This is a genomic window from Candidatus Eisenbacteria bacterium (assembly GCA_026388185.1).
Taxonomy (GTDB): Bacteria; Eisenbacteria; RBG-16-71-46; order JAFGJU01; family JAFGJU01; genus JAPLKG01.
In genome coordinates, this window is record JAPLKG010000020.1 from 39,913 (window position 1) to 56,719 (window position 16,807).

Sequence of the window (16,807 nt, forward strand, 5' to 3'; positions counted from 1 at the left end):
CTCAACTGAGAGACTGAGCTGGTGCGGCGGTCGGGCTTGGAAATGCGTCGGCAGGTTGAGGCGCTTTGACCCAGCGGAGCTGCAGGTTCGAGTCCTACCTGGGGACGTGCCGATCGTGCAGCTGAGGTGAAGCGGGTGCCGTCTACTTCTTGGACTCCGGGGCCTTCCGGCGGCTCGGGAGGACGATGCCGTTGCGGTTCCAGCGTGCGACCGCGGCGAAACTCGGCCAATCGCGCCCACCCGCCAGGTCGAGGCCGAAGTGGCTGGCGACCTTCTCCACTCCCTGCCGGAAACGATGTCTGCCTTGCGCCGAATTCATGTTGGCCGTGACTGCCAGACTGCACTCAGGGGCAAGACCGCGCGGCAGGGCACCGCGACCGAGACAGAGCAGCGCGATTTCGGCGAGCTTCGCATTGAGCTCGCCAGTGCCACGCCGGTAGGCCGGTGACAGCGGCGCGCGGATGCTGTCTACGCCGTACGAGTCCATCATGTCCAGCTCCATGGCTCCCACCAGTAGCCCGCCCAGCGAGCGCCCCAGTTCGTATTCGTAAACCGCTCTGTCTCCGAAACGCGGCCGGATGAAACCCAGGGCGAAGCGCTGCTCTCCCATCAGCGGCGGATGGTACGGATGCGCTTCGGAGATGGTCATTATCCACCGTGCATATGATGACGTGAACGAATCGACCTCGGCATAATTGAGGCGGTGCATGAGAGTGGATGCGGTGTGGACGCCCCGGCCGAGATCGAGCCCCCCTCCGAGGTTCATCTCCCTGTATTCCGAGTGACAGATGGAGTTCAGGACGCCCATGGTGAGACCGAGCTGGAACGCGGTGCTGTCATCACTATCGCGGTCGGGGGCGATCGCCTCCGTTCGCTGGGCAACCGGCCCGACGTGGGAACGCCGGGCCACGAACAACCCAAGGGCGATCGCACCCAGGCACGCCGCGATCACGGCGTAGACCGCCGGCCGTTTCCAGAATGACGCTCGTCGCCGACGCTGCGCCGGCTCCTGTCCCAGGCAGCTCTGCACGAGATCCGCCAGTCGGCACAGATGCTCTTCCATCGGCGGCTTCAGCGCATCCAACCAGTGGATCCCCGCCAGATGGAACTTCAAGTCTCCTGTCGGCACGTCCCTTTGGAGCCGGAACGGCACGACAACGACCCCGTTGTCCAGGGCGGATACGACCTCATGCAGCACGTTGTGCGAACGATCCGAATGCACCGAGAGGACCAGGACCATCACGCGGCTGCTCTCGATTGCTTCGAGGATGGTCTCTCCATAAGCCCCGGGCCGGCTCACGTCCCTCGGGGCGATCCAGCATCGGATTCGCCGGGCCTCGAGCGCATGGCAAACGGCTTCCGCAGTGTTCTTGTCTTCCGTGGCGTAGCTGATGAACGCGTCGTGCGCCATGGCGTGCTCCGATCGCCTAGCCCCGAAACTGTCCCACTCATGCTGACACGGAACAAATCCTCGTGTCGGCGGCACCCCACCTGTAGAAAGTGCTACGATTAATGTCTAGCTCCTCCAGCGCCCGCCTCACACCAAGCCGAGCCGCTGCACCAACTTCTTTGACTGACGTACCTATATAGCGACGCGGTATAGCGTCTCGTCCCCCCTTTCATTGAGGTGCAATTCCACACTGCACTGGGGACAGAGAAGATCCTATCGTTTACCGATGAAGCCTTGAACAATCTAGCAGCGCGTGGGAACGAACCAGAGAGCGAGCATTATCTGCCCTTGTGTTAGTCTTGGTTGACAGTGAAGACCAGCAAGATGTTGTCAACGGCTGTGATGCAATCAGCTACTATATCACATGAGTACGCCCGTGTCAACGCTATCCCGGTGACTTCGCTGCCAACGAATGCAGCCTCACGCTCGGTGAAACGAAGACGGCATTCGCGTGTCACCACTTGGGGATCGGCGAGTACCTGTAAGCCCTCACTGTCGCGTACGTATACTATGCTGCCCTCTACCATGGTCTGTAACTCATCAAAAAGGTGATCGTGCTCGCCTTGAGTGGAGCCCAAAGCACCGAAGCCGGCTAGTTGTTTTTGAGATTTTGCGGACAAGTCACGAATAGCAGGAAGTAAAGGCGGTAATCGCGGGTCTTGGGGATTCGCGGCCGGCTCGACTAAACGTGAGTCTGCTGTAACCTAGGCAACTCCCGGATACAGGAAGTTCGAACATCGTCCAACGAGGGGAGGCAGGCTGTATAGTCGAGGGTCCGTAAACGTCCCGAGGTGACGCTTGGAGCGGTGCGGAGATGGCAGCGCCAGAAAGTAGCGGGTGTCATGGCGGCAACGACGTCACTCTTCACCAAGGGCTTCCAAATCGGCAAGATCCCTTTTCCTGCCTGCCGCGCGCTTGTTGGCGATGAATTGCCTGCGCCCGATGAAATACACGGGAGTGTCGCCGTATCTGCCCTATACCTTGCCTGAAAACGCTTCTTCCGACGTTACTCCAGTCAAAGAGGTCATGATATCTACTCTGACCGGAGCGACCCCAAGCTGTATTACCCTGTCAGGATGCAAGAAATCCTCCGCCGTCAGCCCAGCGGACTTGAATCCGAACCTTTCGAGTGCCTCTGCAATCCTTCTTGCGTTCTCAGGTTCCGGTCTCACAAGAACGTCGAGATCGCCTGTGAAACGAGGTGCTCCGTGGAAAGCGAGGGCGTAACCGCCCACTATGACGAAGTCAACCCTGAGTTCGTTGAACAACGACAGCAGTTCTTTGAAGTCGGAGACAACTTCCATAGAATCGCCTGCGTAATCGGTCTACGGTTTCTACTCTTTGTTGAGGGGATCTGCTCAACCAATAGCTCAAGTCATCAGTCGCCTCGGAGGACTCTTTGAGGCTAAGCTTCTTAACAATCTTCTCTATCATACCAGTATCGTATCATACTCTGAACCGAAGTGTGAGATGAATCTGCCTCGAAAAACGGTGTCACGGTTCCCGCAGATGACTCGGAAGCTAGCGACGACTTCTCGACTCTTCTCTGCGGTTCGAATACTGGCACATATGGGGAGCAGGGCAGAGAGCGGCGGGAAAAGGTGCGGTTTTCTACGTGAATTCAGGGGTCCCTAGTCGGATGTACCCCCGGCGGGAGATCGTCGTCAGAATGCCGCAAAAAGCGGGGGTTGGGAACGACAGAATCAATTCTAGCAAATCGTCCTCACCCACCAAAGCAAGAGGAGCCAGCGCGTGGCCAGCCCCTCGCTTGTACTCATTATCTCAGGCAAGCAATTACCTGAACATGCTCTTGACCCTGCCCCAGGTAGTCTCTTCTACTGCAGTCGAGCCGCAGGCAACACCAAAAGCCCCGACCTGTCCGCAACCAGAGTAGTTTGCACAAGGCGAAGTGCAATTCAGATGGAAGTCGCCACCGGCCGCATCGCAAAACTGAGGATCAAGATGGGAATCCGCAGACGGCTCAACACACCCGTAATTCTTCGTATTGTTCCACACATCATTGCAGTACATAGAGGGGGTCCCATAAGAACACGAAATGCCCGTCAAGTTTCCCGTGATGATGTTATTGGAGATAACTGGCACATAAGCCGCGGCGACGGAAACGCCGGTACCCCTGTTGTTGACCACGGTGTTTCGAGTGAACTCCGTGTTTCCCCACAGACTGACAGCGCGATGACAGTTGGTGAACAAGTTCTCCGCGATATAGGCAGTACCGGCACCGATGATTCCCCCACTATAAGGAGTACCCAAGAACCTATTTCGAATCACCTGTGGGGAACATGCCTGAATAACAACATCTTCGTCCATGTTGTTGATGAAGGTGTTCTCTTGAATGAAGGTGTTTGATGAAAGAGTGATCACCCCTCCGCCACAGACTGGATATGGGGGTTCTACGTACGTGGAGTAGTTCTCTTGCATGAGGTTGTTCTCTATGGTCATGTTGGACGTCTCGTCGCAGCCAATACTCATGCCCGCGATGTACTCAAGTACGCACTCTGCAACAATCCCCACAGACCCCCTGGAGAAGATTCCGGCTCCGTTTGCCGTCTCGAACGTTCCGGGGTAATCCATAAGCTCGCCGTTCCGGATGGTGAAACCTTTGACCACGACCCCCGGCGAAGCGATTTCATCCAGAAGAATACAGCGCCCCGTATTCGTCCCGTCGATGATCGTTGCGGAGCTTCCTGATTCACCGACCAGCAATATCGGAGCACCGACAATGATGTGTTCCTGGTACGTACCGGGAAAGACCAGCACGCTGTCCCTCGCCTGGGCCAGGGTAACGCACGCCTGAATGGTCGTGCAATCCCCGCTTCCATCCTGCCTCACAAGCCAGGTGCGGGCGTCAGATGTGGACGGAGCCAGGAGCAAGAGAGAAAGCAAAGAGAGAAGCAACATGGGAAGAGCTGACTTCATCATGCCTATCACCTCTCGGATTCCGCCTTAGGCAGGCAAGAAAGCAGGAAGTGAGCCTGCGCGCTGAGTCCTTCGAGTAGAAAGATAGCGTGGGATTTCTGTCCTAATTATATAACACTTGAGGTAGGTAAGACTATTCCTCTGTGCTTGGACGGCTTGTGTCAGGTAGATCCGGATTTCCTCTGTGCCTGGCTGGACAGGCCTTAGAGTTGAATCACCCTAACTCGCCTGGGCTGCCCGCACGCAAAAAGTTCTAACGTCGTCCAGCAAGGGGCCAGCAGCGGCGACGTGCGCTGGTGCATCCACGCTCGCCCCTGTGACTATCGCCTGCACCCAGCAAAGCAAGAGGGGCTGGGACTTGGGCGGCCCCCATTGTGACCTACCCACTATTCAGTATCTCAACCGAGTTTTACTTGAGCAAGACCATCTTGCGCGCTGTCGTCTTGCCCAAGGATGTCTCAAGCTTGCAGACGTAGATACCTGAAGCTACGGCCCTCCCAGATTCATCCTCACCATTCCAGGTAGCGTAGTGGGTACCTGCGGAGGCGGTCTCGTTGACGAGAGTCCTTATCAGTTTTCCAGAAATATCGTAGATCATCATCGAGACTCGAGCTCGTTCATTCAAGCTGAAGTCTATCCGAGTCACAGGGTTGAACGGATTGGGGTAGTTCTGCACTAGATCGAACCGGGCAAGTTCGGGCACTGCTTCGGCGCCTACATGGCTGGCTATGCTGAAGGGGGAGTCACTGACGGCTTCCCCGCTGTTCAGCGAGGTGTCGTAAGCCACTATCTTGACGACACAACTGTCCGAAGGCGTATCCGGAATCGTCCAGACGTAGGAGGAATCGTTCTGCTGCCTCGTCACGATTGTGTAAGGAAAGCTATCCCCGTCGTCCACGGAGTAGTAGATACTGACCGAGTCAACGCCAATGCCGTCTGTAGCAACCCACCGAATAGTGTCGATGGAGCCTGCGTAGAAAATCTCGCCACCATTCGGTTTCACTACTGTTACCTGCGGTGGCGTTGTGTCGGCCTGGCCATTGTTGTGGTACGTATCGACGAAGCCGTTCCCTGTAACGGTGTAAGCTGCCCCAGGCTGAGGACTAGCCTGGATTATGATGGTCCCTCCAACTTTGTCCCAGCCACTCACGGGTGAAACTCCCGCGCCGGTCTCCGTCCAGTACGTCTTCACACTGTGATTATGCAGTCTGGTCAACACTGCCGACGTAGGGTGTCCGTAGGAGTTGCCATCGCCCACAGAAATCACCGCCACCTCGGGAGTGGTGGCATTCAGCCAGGCGTCGTACGAAGAAGTGGCGGAAGCGTGATGATGGACCTTGTACACCTCCACATCGCCGACTTCCGGCCCCACGGTTGCCTCCACTGCCGGGCTTCCTGTGAGGTCGCCCCCCATTACCTCGTCGAAGTTGCCGTATGTGATCTTGAGGACCATGGTCTTGGGATTCTCGTCGGAACCGGTGACAGAGTAGACTCCGGCCCCGTTAAGGTCCACGCACTTGATGTAAACTGGGTTGGCGGAACCGGCATCAAGAGTGACGACTTGATTCTTCGCCATGGTCTGTCTCTTACTGCCCAGGGCATTCACGTACGCCGTGTACATCGTGGTGGTATAGGAATAGCCCCTGTCGTATCCGGCAATGTTTAGCACGACGCTGGACGCGAGAAGATCGTCCAGGCAACCGATATGGTCTGAGTGATAGTGTGATGCAAAGTGATAGTCGATGCTCGTTATGCCGAGACCCTTTACGTAGTTCACAAATGCCGAACAGTTCGTGTATGTACCGTCGTCAACCAGCACCGTCTGACCCAGTGGGCTGATGATAAGAGCCCCATCTCCCTGCCCAACGTCAACGTGGTGTATCTGAAGCTTTCCGTTTCCCAACGCCGCAAGCGCGCATGGCGCCCACAGAACCAACAAAACGACAACGAAGATTCGTGGGAACGGCGCAAAAAGTCGCTTGCCCAGAGATAGGCTTCCGTCTTTGTTCATGTCCTCCGTCCTTCTGCAGGGTTGCGTTCCAAACAAGCCACGGCTTACGCAACCAAATCCTTCCGTCAAGTAGCCCTGGCATGGGCTGCAAATTGTGACCTCTGCCCCCACATTCGTTTGCAGATTCCAAGGCCGCGCTCACTCTGCCTATGTAACGTATGATTATATCACAAGATATGGCGGGAAGCCAGAGACTTGCTGCCCCGACGGTCAATAGAGTGAGGCTTCGTCGGGCTGGAAGGGTGCCGGTCAACTGTGCCGAAACCTTGCAACCGGCGAGAATTGCCTGGGTTAGGTGGTTTCGTTCAGCCCCGAATGCAGCCTGCGGCTAGCAAAGCAAGAGGGGCCAGCGCGTGGCCAGCCCCTCGGTTGTATCCATTATCCCAGGCAAAGCCGCAGTCTCGACAGGGAAAATCTGAAAAAGGAAAGTAGAAAAACAGAGAGTTTATTTGGTCACGGCTCCCGGCAAGGTTGAAGAGCGAGACAGCGTCAGCTTCTCTTTTCTATTTGGACCAGGAGCCGTTCGAAAATGTACCAGTGGAAGGGATGGAAGGTGTACCAGTAGATATGTCCGAAGAGAGTCCTCGTGTCATAGTAAGCTTGGACCGACAGGCGATTCTTCTCCCCCTCCGGATCGATCCTGAACTCAAGCCACGCCCGTCCTGGAAGCTTCATTTCGGCGCGTAGCAGAAGCCTGCGGTGCGGGGTCAGCGCTTCTACGCGCCAGAAGTCGATGACGTCGTTCACGCGCAGAGTGGACGAACTCCTCCTTCCCCGCGCCGTTCCCACCCCCATGAGCAGGCTGTCCAGTACCCCACGAAGGCGCCACATCCAGTTGACGTAAAACCATCCCTCTTTGCCTCCAATCCGGCAGATTGAGCGAAACAGCGCGAAGTCCTTTTTCCCGGTCAGGAGGGAATAGTTTGTCGAGTAGCGTGGGGTTTGTTTGAGCTCGTGCAGCTTGACGGCAAATGCGTGAGCCGGCGGGTAGGAGTTTGACCACCTCGTGTGCACGGCATCCTGCTCCTCCCTGGCCATCGCCTTCTCGATTGCTTCGCGATACGACAGGGGTGTGAACGGCAGGATGGTTCTAATTCGGTTGTCTTCGCACACGACGTCGTTCCGGAGCCCTTCCATCAGACTCCTGACGATCGGAGCCGGTACGGGCGTCAGGAGTCCGGTGAAGTACGCATAGAACCGGACGCTGCTGAATAAAGGCCGGAGGAAAAGACGTCTCTTGCCCAGGATGTCGGCCAGCGTCCTCATCATGGCCTCGTAGGTCAGTACGTCCGTGCCCCCGATGTCGAAAGAACCGCCGGCAGTTTCGGATACTTCCAGCGTGCCCACCAGATATCGAACGACATCACGGATACCGATCGGCTGGCAACGCGTGCGCGTCCATTGGGGGAGCAGGATGACCGGAAGCCGCTTCACGAGGTGGTGGATGATCTCATAGGACGCGCTGCCGGATCCGATGATAATCGCCGCACGTAGGACGGTCGTGGCGACCTTCACGCTGCTTTGGAGTTCCGTCGCCACCATCATCCTGCTTCGCAAGTGGGACGACAGGGAAGTGCGAACGTCGCCGAGTCCACCCAGGTAGATGATGCGCTGCACCCCGTTCTCCTCGGCTGCCTGCCGGAAGTTACGGGCATTGACGGCTTCCCTGGCCTCCAAGTCTCTGGAACCGAGCAGCATGGAGTGCATCAGATAGTAGGCCGTGTGGACGCCACGCATGGCGTCGTTCAGGGTCGCCCGGTCTGCGGCATCACCCACGGCCACCTCCGCGCCACGCCACCGCTCCTCTTCCCCAGTAACGGCCGCGCGAACAAACACCCGCACTCGATAGCCTCTTGCCTGCAGTTCCGGCGCCAGCCGTCCACCGACATAACCCGTCGCTCCGGTCACAAGAATGGTGCCGATGGAAGGCACCGGTTGCGAGCAAAGCACATCGCAGAAGCGTTCAGTATCCTTGGCCATGATGGTTCATCTTTCGGTCGGACCTGCCCTCACTAGTTCTACCACATTGGTTCTACCACATTTCAAGTCAGTATTGGCATGATTTTGAGCCCCACTGAGCCCTACTGAGCCATCGCTTGAGGCAGTCTCATTGAGGGGTTGACAGTTCGAAGGGGCTGACAATCTGGGTCGTAGACTTCCAAATTGAGGCGCAAAATGGAAGCGACATTGTGATTTTTCGCTGACTTTCTCGACAATTCGAGTATTATTCGGTCAAGACGATGGAGAGATTGCCCGCGGGAAAAAGGCGGGGAGACGGAAGAAGAAAAGAAAAAAGGGCAAAAGGGGCACAAGGAGAAGAGGAGAAGAAAACGGGAAACGGAACGCCAGGAAAGGAGAGGTAATGAGTCATCCGAAAATGACGGCGGTTCTTCTGCTCGTCTTGGCCGTGTATGCACCCTTGACTTCGCAGGGTTCAAGCCGGCGTGATATGTCTCAAGCCGCGCAAGTGCCCTCACACACTTACACGCCGGAGACATCTGACACATCTGAGACGGCCCCGTTGCAATCCCTCACCCTGGAAGACGCCTGGCGCATCGCCCTCTCGAACAATCTCAGTCTTCAGCAACAGGAGACGTTGCTTCGCCAGGCCGGGGAGGAGCTCTCGATTCAGAAGGCCGGCCTCCTGCCCAGCCTGAGCACAATTGCAACCTACAGCTACACGTCTGAGGTCGCCACGTTCCGGGTGCCGATTTCCTTGCCAGGCATTCCTCCGATCGAGATCGAGGCGGGAACGAAGAATCGTTACGACGTGGCCGCACAGATTGATCAACCCCTGTTCACGGGGTTTCGCACACTCAATCTCGTCAAGTCCGCCTCCGAGCAATTCCGCGCGCAGTCCGCACAAAAAGACATCGTTTCGAACCAGATTCTCCTGCAGGTGGGTCTTCTCTATTACCAGATGCAATTGGACTATTTGCAGCAGAGGGTACTCGAGCAAGCCATACAGCGCGCCGACCACCACCTCGAGAAAGCGCGCAGTTTCTATGCGGCCGAGCAGGCGACGGCGTTCGACACTCTGGAGGTGGCCAATCGGGAGCTGCAGTTACAAAGTCAATTGGAAGAACTTCAGGATCTCCACCCCATCCTGGTCTCGAAACTCGTGCATCTGCTCAACCTCGAATACACGCCGGACGTACCCGAAATGTCGTTGGAGAACGCCGACCTTACGCTTCGTGATTTGAGTGAATATCAGATCGTGGCGGCGGCGAATCGACCCGAGCTCAAGCAGATTGAATTCGCGCAGCGCGGGCAATCGTTCAGGGTCAAGGCTCTCAAGTCCGCGTACTTTCCGCAACTCTACGCCAGCGCCTCCTATCATCGCGCGAGACCCGGTGTCAACTACTTCCGAGACGAGTGGATGGACTACTACACCGTGGGCTTGAATCTCCGCTGGCAGTTGTGGAATTGGAAGCAGGACCAGCGGCAGGTGGAGAAGGCCCGGCTCGACTGCGAGCGTTTGGATTTGCAGTCTCAACAACTCCTGCTCGACGTTCGCCAGCAAGTGACGGAGGCGTTCCAACAGCTGCAGGCGGTGAAGCAGCAGATCGAGCTTCAGCGACGGCTCGTGACGCAGGAAAGAGAACGCTATCGAATCACGAAAGAGAACTACGAACAGGGTTACGCCACGTCGCTGGATTTGAGCACGGCGGAAAACACTCTCACCTCCGCCGAGCTTACGCTGAAGCAGGATTACGTTGAGTGGCTGCAGTATCGATTGCAGTTGCAGTTTGCCACGGGGAAGATCGGGAAGGAATCGCCGGGGATTTAGCGGGGCGCCATGGCCGTGTAGGAAAATGCGTAAGAACTGCCCGAGACGCCACCTGAAACGGAATGTAGCGGAGAGAACATCGAGATGACCACTCGGGAGGTAACATGAAACACCTGCTGTGGACGGCGCTGTGCGTTACTGCAATTCTGTCCCAATTTCTTATCGGCGGATGCGGGGACGATTCCAGATCCTCGACCTACACGGGCGTGCTGGAGGGGAAATCGATTCAGGTGCCGGCGCTCACGGGAGGAAAAATCGTGAGCCTGCTGGTGGATACCGGCGAGGAAGTGGCGGCGGGAGCCAGGCTGGTCGTAGTGGACACGACAGAGCTCGTCTTGCAGCGCAGACAGTTCAGCGCGTCCCTGGAGGACCTGAGAGTCCAGAGGGAAATCGCCGAGACCAACCTCAAGCGCTCGAAAGCAGACATGGAATACGTGCGGCAAAGAGAAGAGCGCACGAAAATGCTCTTCGAGAACCAGGCCATGCCGAGACAGAATCTGGACGACTTGCGGAACGAAATGCAGCGCGCTCAATCCGCGTTTGAAGGCGCGCAGCAACAGGTCCGGAGCATCGAAGCGCGTGAGAAGCAGTTCGAGGCGCAGGTCGAAACGGTGGACAAGAGGATCTCCGACGCCGTGATAACCGCTCCGATCGAGGGACTGGTGAGTACGCTTTACTACGAGGTCGGCGAGGCCGTTCCATCGATGCAGCCCGTGCTCGAGTTGATCCACGTGAGCGAGCTGGACGTGAAGATATACATTCCCGAAGAAGCATTGCCAGACGTGAAACACGGACAGACAGTGAAGATTCGCGTGGACGGGGTGAAGGAGGACCTGGCGGGACGTGTGAGTTGGGTGAGCCCCAAAGCCGAGTTCACTCCCAAGACGATTCTGACTCCCGAGACGCGTGCTTCGCTCGTCTACGCGGTGAAGGTCACCGTGCCAAATCCCAGGCGCGTGTTGAAACACGGGATGCCCGTTGAAGTGACTCTGTAGCTGAAGTATTTCTCATGAATGCCATTGAGATAACGGATTTCCGGAAGCGATACGGCCCGATAGAGGCGGTCAAGGGCGTTTCCCTGTCGGTGCGCGGTGGGGAGCTGTTCGGCCTGATCGGACCCGACGGAGCAGGCAAGACCACGCTGATGCGCGCCATTTGCACGCTCCTTGTTCCTGACCGGGGGACGATTCTAGTCCAAGGCCGTGACGTGACGAGAGAAACCATGGCCGTTCGAGCGCTGCTGGGCTACATGCCGCAGCGCTTTTCGCTTTACCAGGATCTTTCCGTCGAACAGAACCTGCGTTTCTTCGCAGATCTCTTCGGCGTACGGCATGCGGAGCGCGAGCAGCGCACCGAACAGTTGTATCGATTCTCGCGCTTGGCTCCCTTCAAGAAGCGAAAAGCCGGGGCCCTATCCGGTGGAATGAAGCAGAAGCTCGCCCTGTCGTGCGCGTTGATTCATACGCCGGAAGTACTGATCCTGGATGAACCCACGACGGGTGTAGACCCTGTCTCGCGCCAGGAGTTCTGGGAAATCCTACGGTCGATTCAGGGAGGGGGAACGACGATCTTTGTTTCTACGGCGTATCTTGAAGAGGCCGATGAGTGCGACCGCGTGGCATTGATGCACGAGGGAGAGATTGGAACCGTCGGTCCTCCCAAGGAGGTGAGGGCGGCGTTCCGCTGGCCGCTGTATCAAGTAACCGGAAAAGACGTGCGCGCCCTGAGACACTTTCTTGGCGCATTGCCCCAGGCGCGAGGCACGCAACTTTTCGGCGACACGGTTCACGTTGTCTTCGAGCGGGAACCGACGGGTTCCGAGTGGCAACAATGGCAACATGATTCTCGCGGCAATTTGGAGCGATGGGACAATCAAGCGCCGAGCATGGAAGACGTTTTCTTTGAGCTCATCGGCAAGAAGAAATAGAAATGGAGAACGTACTCTCCGGAGTGTCCGACTACGACATGTCTACTAACACTGAAATCGCCGTGAGTACCACGGATCTCACTCGGAAGTTCGGCAACTTTGTGGCCGTCGACAGAGTCGGCTTCGAAGTGCACGGGGGCGAGATTTTTGGATTTCTGGGAGCCAACGGGGCGGGCAAGACGACGTTGATACGCGTTTTGTGCGGCCTGCTTCAACCTACAAGCGGGTCTGCGACCGTGGCCGGATTGGACGTTTACGGACAGAGTGAACAAATCAAGCACAAGATCGGCTACATGAGTCAGAGATTTTCACTCTACGAGGATTTGACAGTCGAGGAGAACATCAAGTTCTACGGCGGCATATACGGACTGAGGGAAAGGCAAATCAAGGACAAGGAAGAGAAAATTCTCGCGGACGTTGGGCTTGATCCGTACGTACACAGTCTGACGGCCTCGCTGCCTCTCGGATTCAAGCAGCGGCTGGCCCTGGGTTGCGCGATGCTGCACGATCCTGCAATTTTGTTTCTGGATGAGCCGACCTCGGGCGTCGACCCAAAGGCGCGTCGCGAGTTTTGGGACATTATCCACGAGACTTCGCAGGCGGGCACCACGGTCCTGGTCACGACCCACTTCATGGAAGAAGCCGAATATTGTCACCGCATTCTCATCATGGATGCGGGTCGCATCGTCGCCCTGGACACGCCCCGCAATCTAAAGAGCCTGTATCGGAAAGAAAGTGTGCACGACGTGTTCGTGACGCTGGTTCGAAGAGAAATGGAAGGAAGAAAAGAGGGAATGGTAGAGGTGGAAGGACGGGGAGAAGGAAAGAGAGGGAGAGAGTGAGCGGGGGAGCGGGTCGCATCCTCGCCATCGCGAGGAAGGAATTCTTTCACATCATCTATGACTTCCGCACGCTGGCCATTGTTTTCATAATGCCGGTGCTGCAATTGGTCATCTTCGGCTATGCGCTGAACATGGAGATCCAGCGCGTGGACATGGCGGTCATAGATTTTTCTCGCTCGACCGAGTCGCGCCATCTGGTGCAGGAGTTCAGCGGTAGCAGGTTTTTCCGTCCGTTCTATTACCAGGGGCCGGCGTCGGGGCTTGAAGATCTTTTCAAGTCGCGCAAGGCTCGCGCGGCCATCGTCATTCCAGTCGATTTCGAGACCCGGCTGCGTACCGGCACCAGCGCGCCGGTCCAGCTCCTGATCGACGCCTCGGACGCCAACGCGGCGACGCTCGTAGACATGTATTGCACCCAGGTGCTTCTCGGTTACAACGAAGGAAGGGGAGTGAAGACTCTCGCGCCGTTCGACGTCCGCAGCGCCATCCTCTTCAATCCAAACCTGAAGAGCTCGTACTTCTTTGTTCCCGGCATCATCGCCATGATTCTAGTCATGATTTCCTGCCTGCTGACGAGCATCACAATCACGAGAGAGAAAGAGACCGGAACCATGGAACAGATCCTGGTCTCTCCTGTTCTGCCTCACGAGATAATTCTCGGCAAAGTTCTGCCTTACGTGGCGCTGGCCTTTGCCGACGCTTCAGTGGTGGTGTTCATGGGTCTCGTGGTCTTTCGCGTGCCGTTCGAGGGGAGCTTCCCTCTGCTGATCGTGCTCACGACGCTCTACATTATCACGGCATTGAGTCTGGGGCTTACAATCTCGACGCGGGTCCGCACCCAGCAGGTGGCAATGATGATCGCCCAGGTGGCGACGATCCTGCCAACCATCCTGCTGTCCGGCCTGGTTTTTCCCATCGCGTCGATGCCGGCGTTGTTTAGGTATATCACGTATGTCATACCGGCTCGGTACTACCTCTTGATAGTGCGCGGCATTTTTCTCAAGGGGAGTCTACTGGTCCATCTCATTCAGCCGACGCTCTTCCTGTTTTGCATGACGCTTTTTCTATTGATCATTTCCGTGCGTAGATTCAGCATGAATCTGGAGAGGTAGGATGCGGCGCATCGCTCAGGTGATCGACAAAGAGTTCCGGCAAGTGCTTCGCGACAAGCCGATGCTGGCGATCATCTTCATCGTGCCTATCGTGCAGCTCTTCATATTGGGCTTTGCCATAACGACGGAAGTGAAACACGTCAAGTTGCTGGTCGTTGATCTGGACCGCAGTAGCGTCAGTCGCGAAATCGTGCGAGAGTTTGCTCACACCGACAGATTCGATCTGGTCAGTTACGCAAGTGACCTCCGCGAGATACGGCAGAAGATGCGCGCCTGGCAGGTCCAGATGGCCTTGGTGATTCCGCCGCGTTTCGCCGGGCAACTGCAGCGAAATCTCAAGCCGGAGCTTCAGGTGGTAGTTGACGGAGTAGACGGTAACACCGCCGGCGTCTCGCTGGGCTACGCGCGGGGCATCCTGGCGGAGTTCGGCGCGACCTACGCGAAAGAGCACATTGGCGCAGGGCAGTCCATGCGGGTGCGCCCTGTCACGGCGGAAGAACGCATGTGGTACAATCCGGACCTGAGCACTCAACAGTTCATGATTCCCGGAATAGTCGTGGTTCTCCTGACGATCCTCCCCATGATGCTCTCGGCCATGAGTCTGGTCAAAGAGAAGGAGATAGGCACGCTCGAACAGCTCATGGTGACACCCTTGAAGAGACACGAGCTTCTCGCAGGGAAGTTGATACCCTTCCTGCTTCTCTCCTACGTTGAGCTCGGCATCGTCATGACCGTTGCAATTCTGTTCTTCAAGATTCCGATGAACGGGAGCTACGTGCTGCTGGCTCTTCTTGCGTTCCTGTACTTATTCACGACGCTAGGGCTTGGTATCTTTATCTCCACGGTCGGCCGCTCGCAACAGCAGGCGATGTTCATCGCGTGGTTCTTCATGGTCTTCATGATAATGCTCGGCGGCTTCTTCATTCCGATCGAGAACATGCCGTCCGCCGTTCAAAAGCTGACTTACATCAATCCCATGCGCTATTTCATTTACATAATCCGTGACATTTTCCAAAAAGGGTCGTCGCTTCGATTTCTCGTAAGAGACGTCATCCCGATGGGAGTATTCGGGCTTCTGATTTTCACGTTCAGTGTGGTAAAATTTCAGAAGCGCGTAAAGTGACGATAGGAGGAGGACAATGAACTTCTTTGATGTCTGGCTGTTGCCTCGGGTCTGGGTTGGAGCCGCTTTCTGCGTGGTCGGTCTTCTATTCTTGATGAAGTCGTGGGTGAGCAGCACCGTTCGGCTGGTGTCTCTCGTCGTGACATTCTTCGCCTTTGGCGTGGTCCTGATACTGCCCCTCGGCCATTTCGCGCGGGGAATGAGCATACATCCGAGCCCCGTCTGCATTGTGACCAGACCGTTTGAGTTCCTCAACGCCGGCCGTCACGTTCCAGTAATCTTTCTATCGATACTGGCCTTTGTCGCGGTATTCACCATTCTCGGAAACAAGCTCTTCTGCGGATGGGTGTGTCCCGTCGGCGCCGCTCAAGAGATTGTCCACCGAATACCGCTGCCCAAGAGACTCAAGATCAAACTCCCTTTCGGGGTGACCAACGCGGTTCGCTTCCTTCTCTACGTCGTTTTCCTGGTTGTCGTCTTCACTGCCGGCCTGAGCATTTACGGCTACTTCAATCCGTTTGAGTTTCTTTTCTGGGAATTTCAGCCTCTGGCACTTCCGGTTTTTCTAGCGATACTGTCTTTTCTCGCAACGCTGATCGCGGCCTTGTTCATATTCAGGCCGTTCTGTTACCTGATTTGCCCTCTCGGTCTGGTGACGTGGATTCTTGAGCACCTGTCCGTAGTGAGGGTCAGGGTGGATAAGGAGAAGTGCACAAATTGCAATCTGTGCGTTGCACTGAGTCCGTGCCCCGCCGTTCCTTCGATATTGGAGGATCGAAAGTCGAGGCCGGACTGTCATGCTTGCGGCCGTTGCATCGAAGTCTGTCCGGAAAAGGCCCTGGCGTTCAGGGCGGGGAGGTAACCCATGATGAGTGAGAAAGACGAGACTAGAGCTACTAAGCGAAAACGCGCAGTCGATGTCCTCATAGCCATTGCCCTGCTCGGCTCTGTCTGGGGTTTCCTGGAGGTCGTCCTGGGTGGGGCCATCAAAGCAGCGGGGCTTCCTCAACGTGCGGCCATCATGACAGGTTTAGGGATGGGCGTAATGGGCATTGCGCTTGGCGCCTTCAGGAGACCGCTGATGCTCGTGGCGATTCCGATAGTCGCGGTTCTCTGTAAGCAACTGGTGGTCCCGATTCTTCACGTGTCGATTCTGTGCAAAGCAAACTCCTGCCTGGCCGTAGGGTTGGACGGCTTTGCTCTTGCTGCGGTAGCCGGGATTGCAGGCCGGAGAATGGATAAGGGCTACACTATCAAGGTCGTGTCAGCCGCGTCTGCTGCATTGTTGGTGCGAGGCACTTTCTACTTTATGGGCATGAATCTGGCGCCGTGCGCGCACCTTCTGTCATTCAACCGGGCCGGGGGGTTCGTCTCGTTCATGGCGTACAACGGTCTTGCGTGGGCGGCCTTCTCGGCGCTGCTCTTCCCGGTCGGTTACTGGATCGGGGCGCAGCTCAAGGAGCCGGTCCTGGTTCTGGGCACCAGAAGGCCCTCCCTTTACTACGTTGCTTCGGCAGTTGCGGTGATCCTCTGCTGGGGAGCAAGCGCCCTAGCCATTTCCTCCGGGCTGTAATCCTGTAAGCGAGCTGTAACCTTGCAAGCGGTGCCAGGCAGG

Annotated in this window: 13 protein-coding genes; 8 read left to right on the top strand and 5 right to left on the bottom strand. The window is 56.7% G+C overall.

Going from position 1 to position 16,807, the window contains the following annotated elements; translation table 11 throughout:
- Positions 1-142: 142 nt before the first annotated feature.
- From NTX17_10800 to NTX17_10820, 5 genes are all read right to left on the bottom strand, one after another.
- Positions 143-1,486, bottom strand: coding sequence for a toll/interleukin-1 receptor domain-containing protein (locus NTX17_10800; GenBank protein ID MCX5801855.1), 1,344 nt, complete (start codon positions 1,484-1,486; stop codon positions 143-145).
- Between the two features lie 938 nt (positions 1,487-2,424).
- A complete protein-coding gene (locus NTX17_10805; protein ID MCX5801856.1) occupies positions 2,425-2,754 on the bottom strand; it encodes a nucleotidyl transferase AbiEii/AbiGii toxin family protein in 330 nt (109 codons plus the stop codon).
- 490 nt (positions 2,755-3,244) lie between these two features.
- On the bottom strand, positions 3,245-4,390 hold the full coding sequence (locus tag NTX17_10810; protein ID MCX5801857.1) for a right-handed parallel beta-helix repeat-containing protein: 1,146 nt from the start codon (positions 4,388-4,390) through the stop codon (positions 3,245-3,247).
- 406 nt (positions 4,391-4,796) lie between these two features.
- Entirely contained in the window at positions 4,797-6,398 is a 1,602-nt protein-coding gene (locus NTX17_10815) for a T9SS type A sorting domain-containing protein (GenBank protein ID MCX5801858.1), read from the bottom strand.
- 489 nt (positions 6,399-6,887) lie between these two features.
- A complete protein-coding gene (locus NTX17_10820) occupies positions 6,888-8,378 on the bottom strand; it encodes an SDR family oxidoreductase (GenBank protein MCX5801859.1) in 1,491 nt (496 codons plus the stop codon).
- 382 nt (positions 8,379-8,760) lie between these two features.
- On the opposite strand from NTX17_10820, the gene NTX17_10825 reads away from it, so the two are divergent.
- The 8 genes from NTX17_10825 to NTX17_10860 all read left to right on the top strand — a co-directional run bounded on the left by NTX17_10825 (position 8,761) and on the right by NTX17_10860 (position 16,765).
- Positions 8,761-10,188: a TolC family protein gene (locus NTX17_10825; GenBank protein MCX5801860.1), complete on the top strand. Its 1,428-nt coding sequence runs from the start codon at positions 8,761-8,763 to the stop codon at positions 10,186-10,188.
- A gap of 104 nt (positions 10,189-10,292) precedes the next feature.
- Complete coding sequence (locus NTX17_10830; GenBank protein ID MCX5801861.1) at positions 10,293-11,183, top strand: efflux RND transporter periplasmic adaptor subunit; 891 nt, start codon at positions 10,293-10,295, stop codon at positions 11,181-11,183.
- Positions 11,184-11,197: 14 nt separating this feature from the next.
- Positions 11,198-12,115, top strand: a complete 918-nt coding sequence (locus NTX17_10835; protein MCX5801862.1) for an ABC transporter ATP-binding protein — start codon at positions 11,198-11,200, stop codon at positions 12,113-12,115.
- 2 nt (positions 12,116-12,117) lie between these two features.
- Complete coding sequence (locus NTX17_10840; protein MCX5801863.1) at positions 12,118-12,957, top strand: ABC transporter ATP-binding protein; 840 nt, start codon at positions 12,118-12,120, stop codon at positions 12,955-12,957.
- A complete protein-coding gene (locus tag NTX17_10845) occupies positions 12,954-14,069 on the top strand; it encodes an ABC transporter permease (protein MCX5801864.1) in 1,116 nt (371 codons plus the stop codon). Before NTX17_10840 ends, NTX17_10845 begins: the two co-directional genes overlap by 4 nt.
- Position 14,070: 1 nt before the next feature.
- Positions 14,071-15,192, top strand: coding sequence for an ABC transporter permease (locus tag NTX17_10850; GenBank protein ID MCX5801865.1), 1,122 nt, complete (start codon positions 14,071-14,073; stop codon positions 15,190-15,192).
- A gap of 16 nt (positions 15,193-15,208) precedes the next feature.
- Positions 15,209-16,054: a 4Fe-4S binding protein gene (locus tag NTX17_10855; protein ID MCX5801866.1), complete on the top strand. Its 846-nt coding sequence runs from the start codon at positions 15,209-15,211 to the stop codon at positions 16,052-16,054.
- A 3-nt stretch (positions 16,055-16,057) separates the two neighbouring features.
- Positions 16,058-16,765, top strand: coding sequence for a hypothetical protein (locus NTX17_10860; protein ID MCX5801867.1), 708 nt, complete (start codon positions 16,058-16,060; stop codon positions 16,763-16,765).
- Positions 16,766-16,807: the final 42 nt, after the last annotated feature.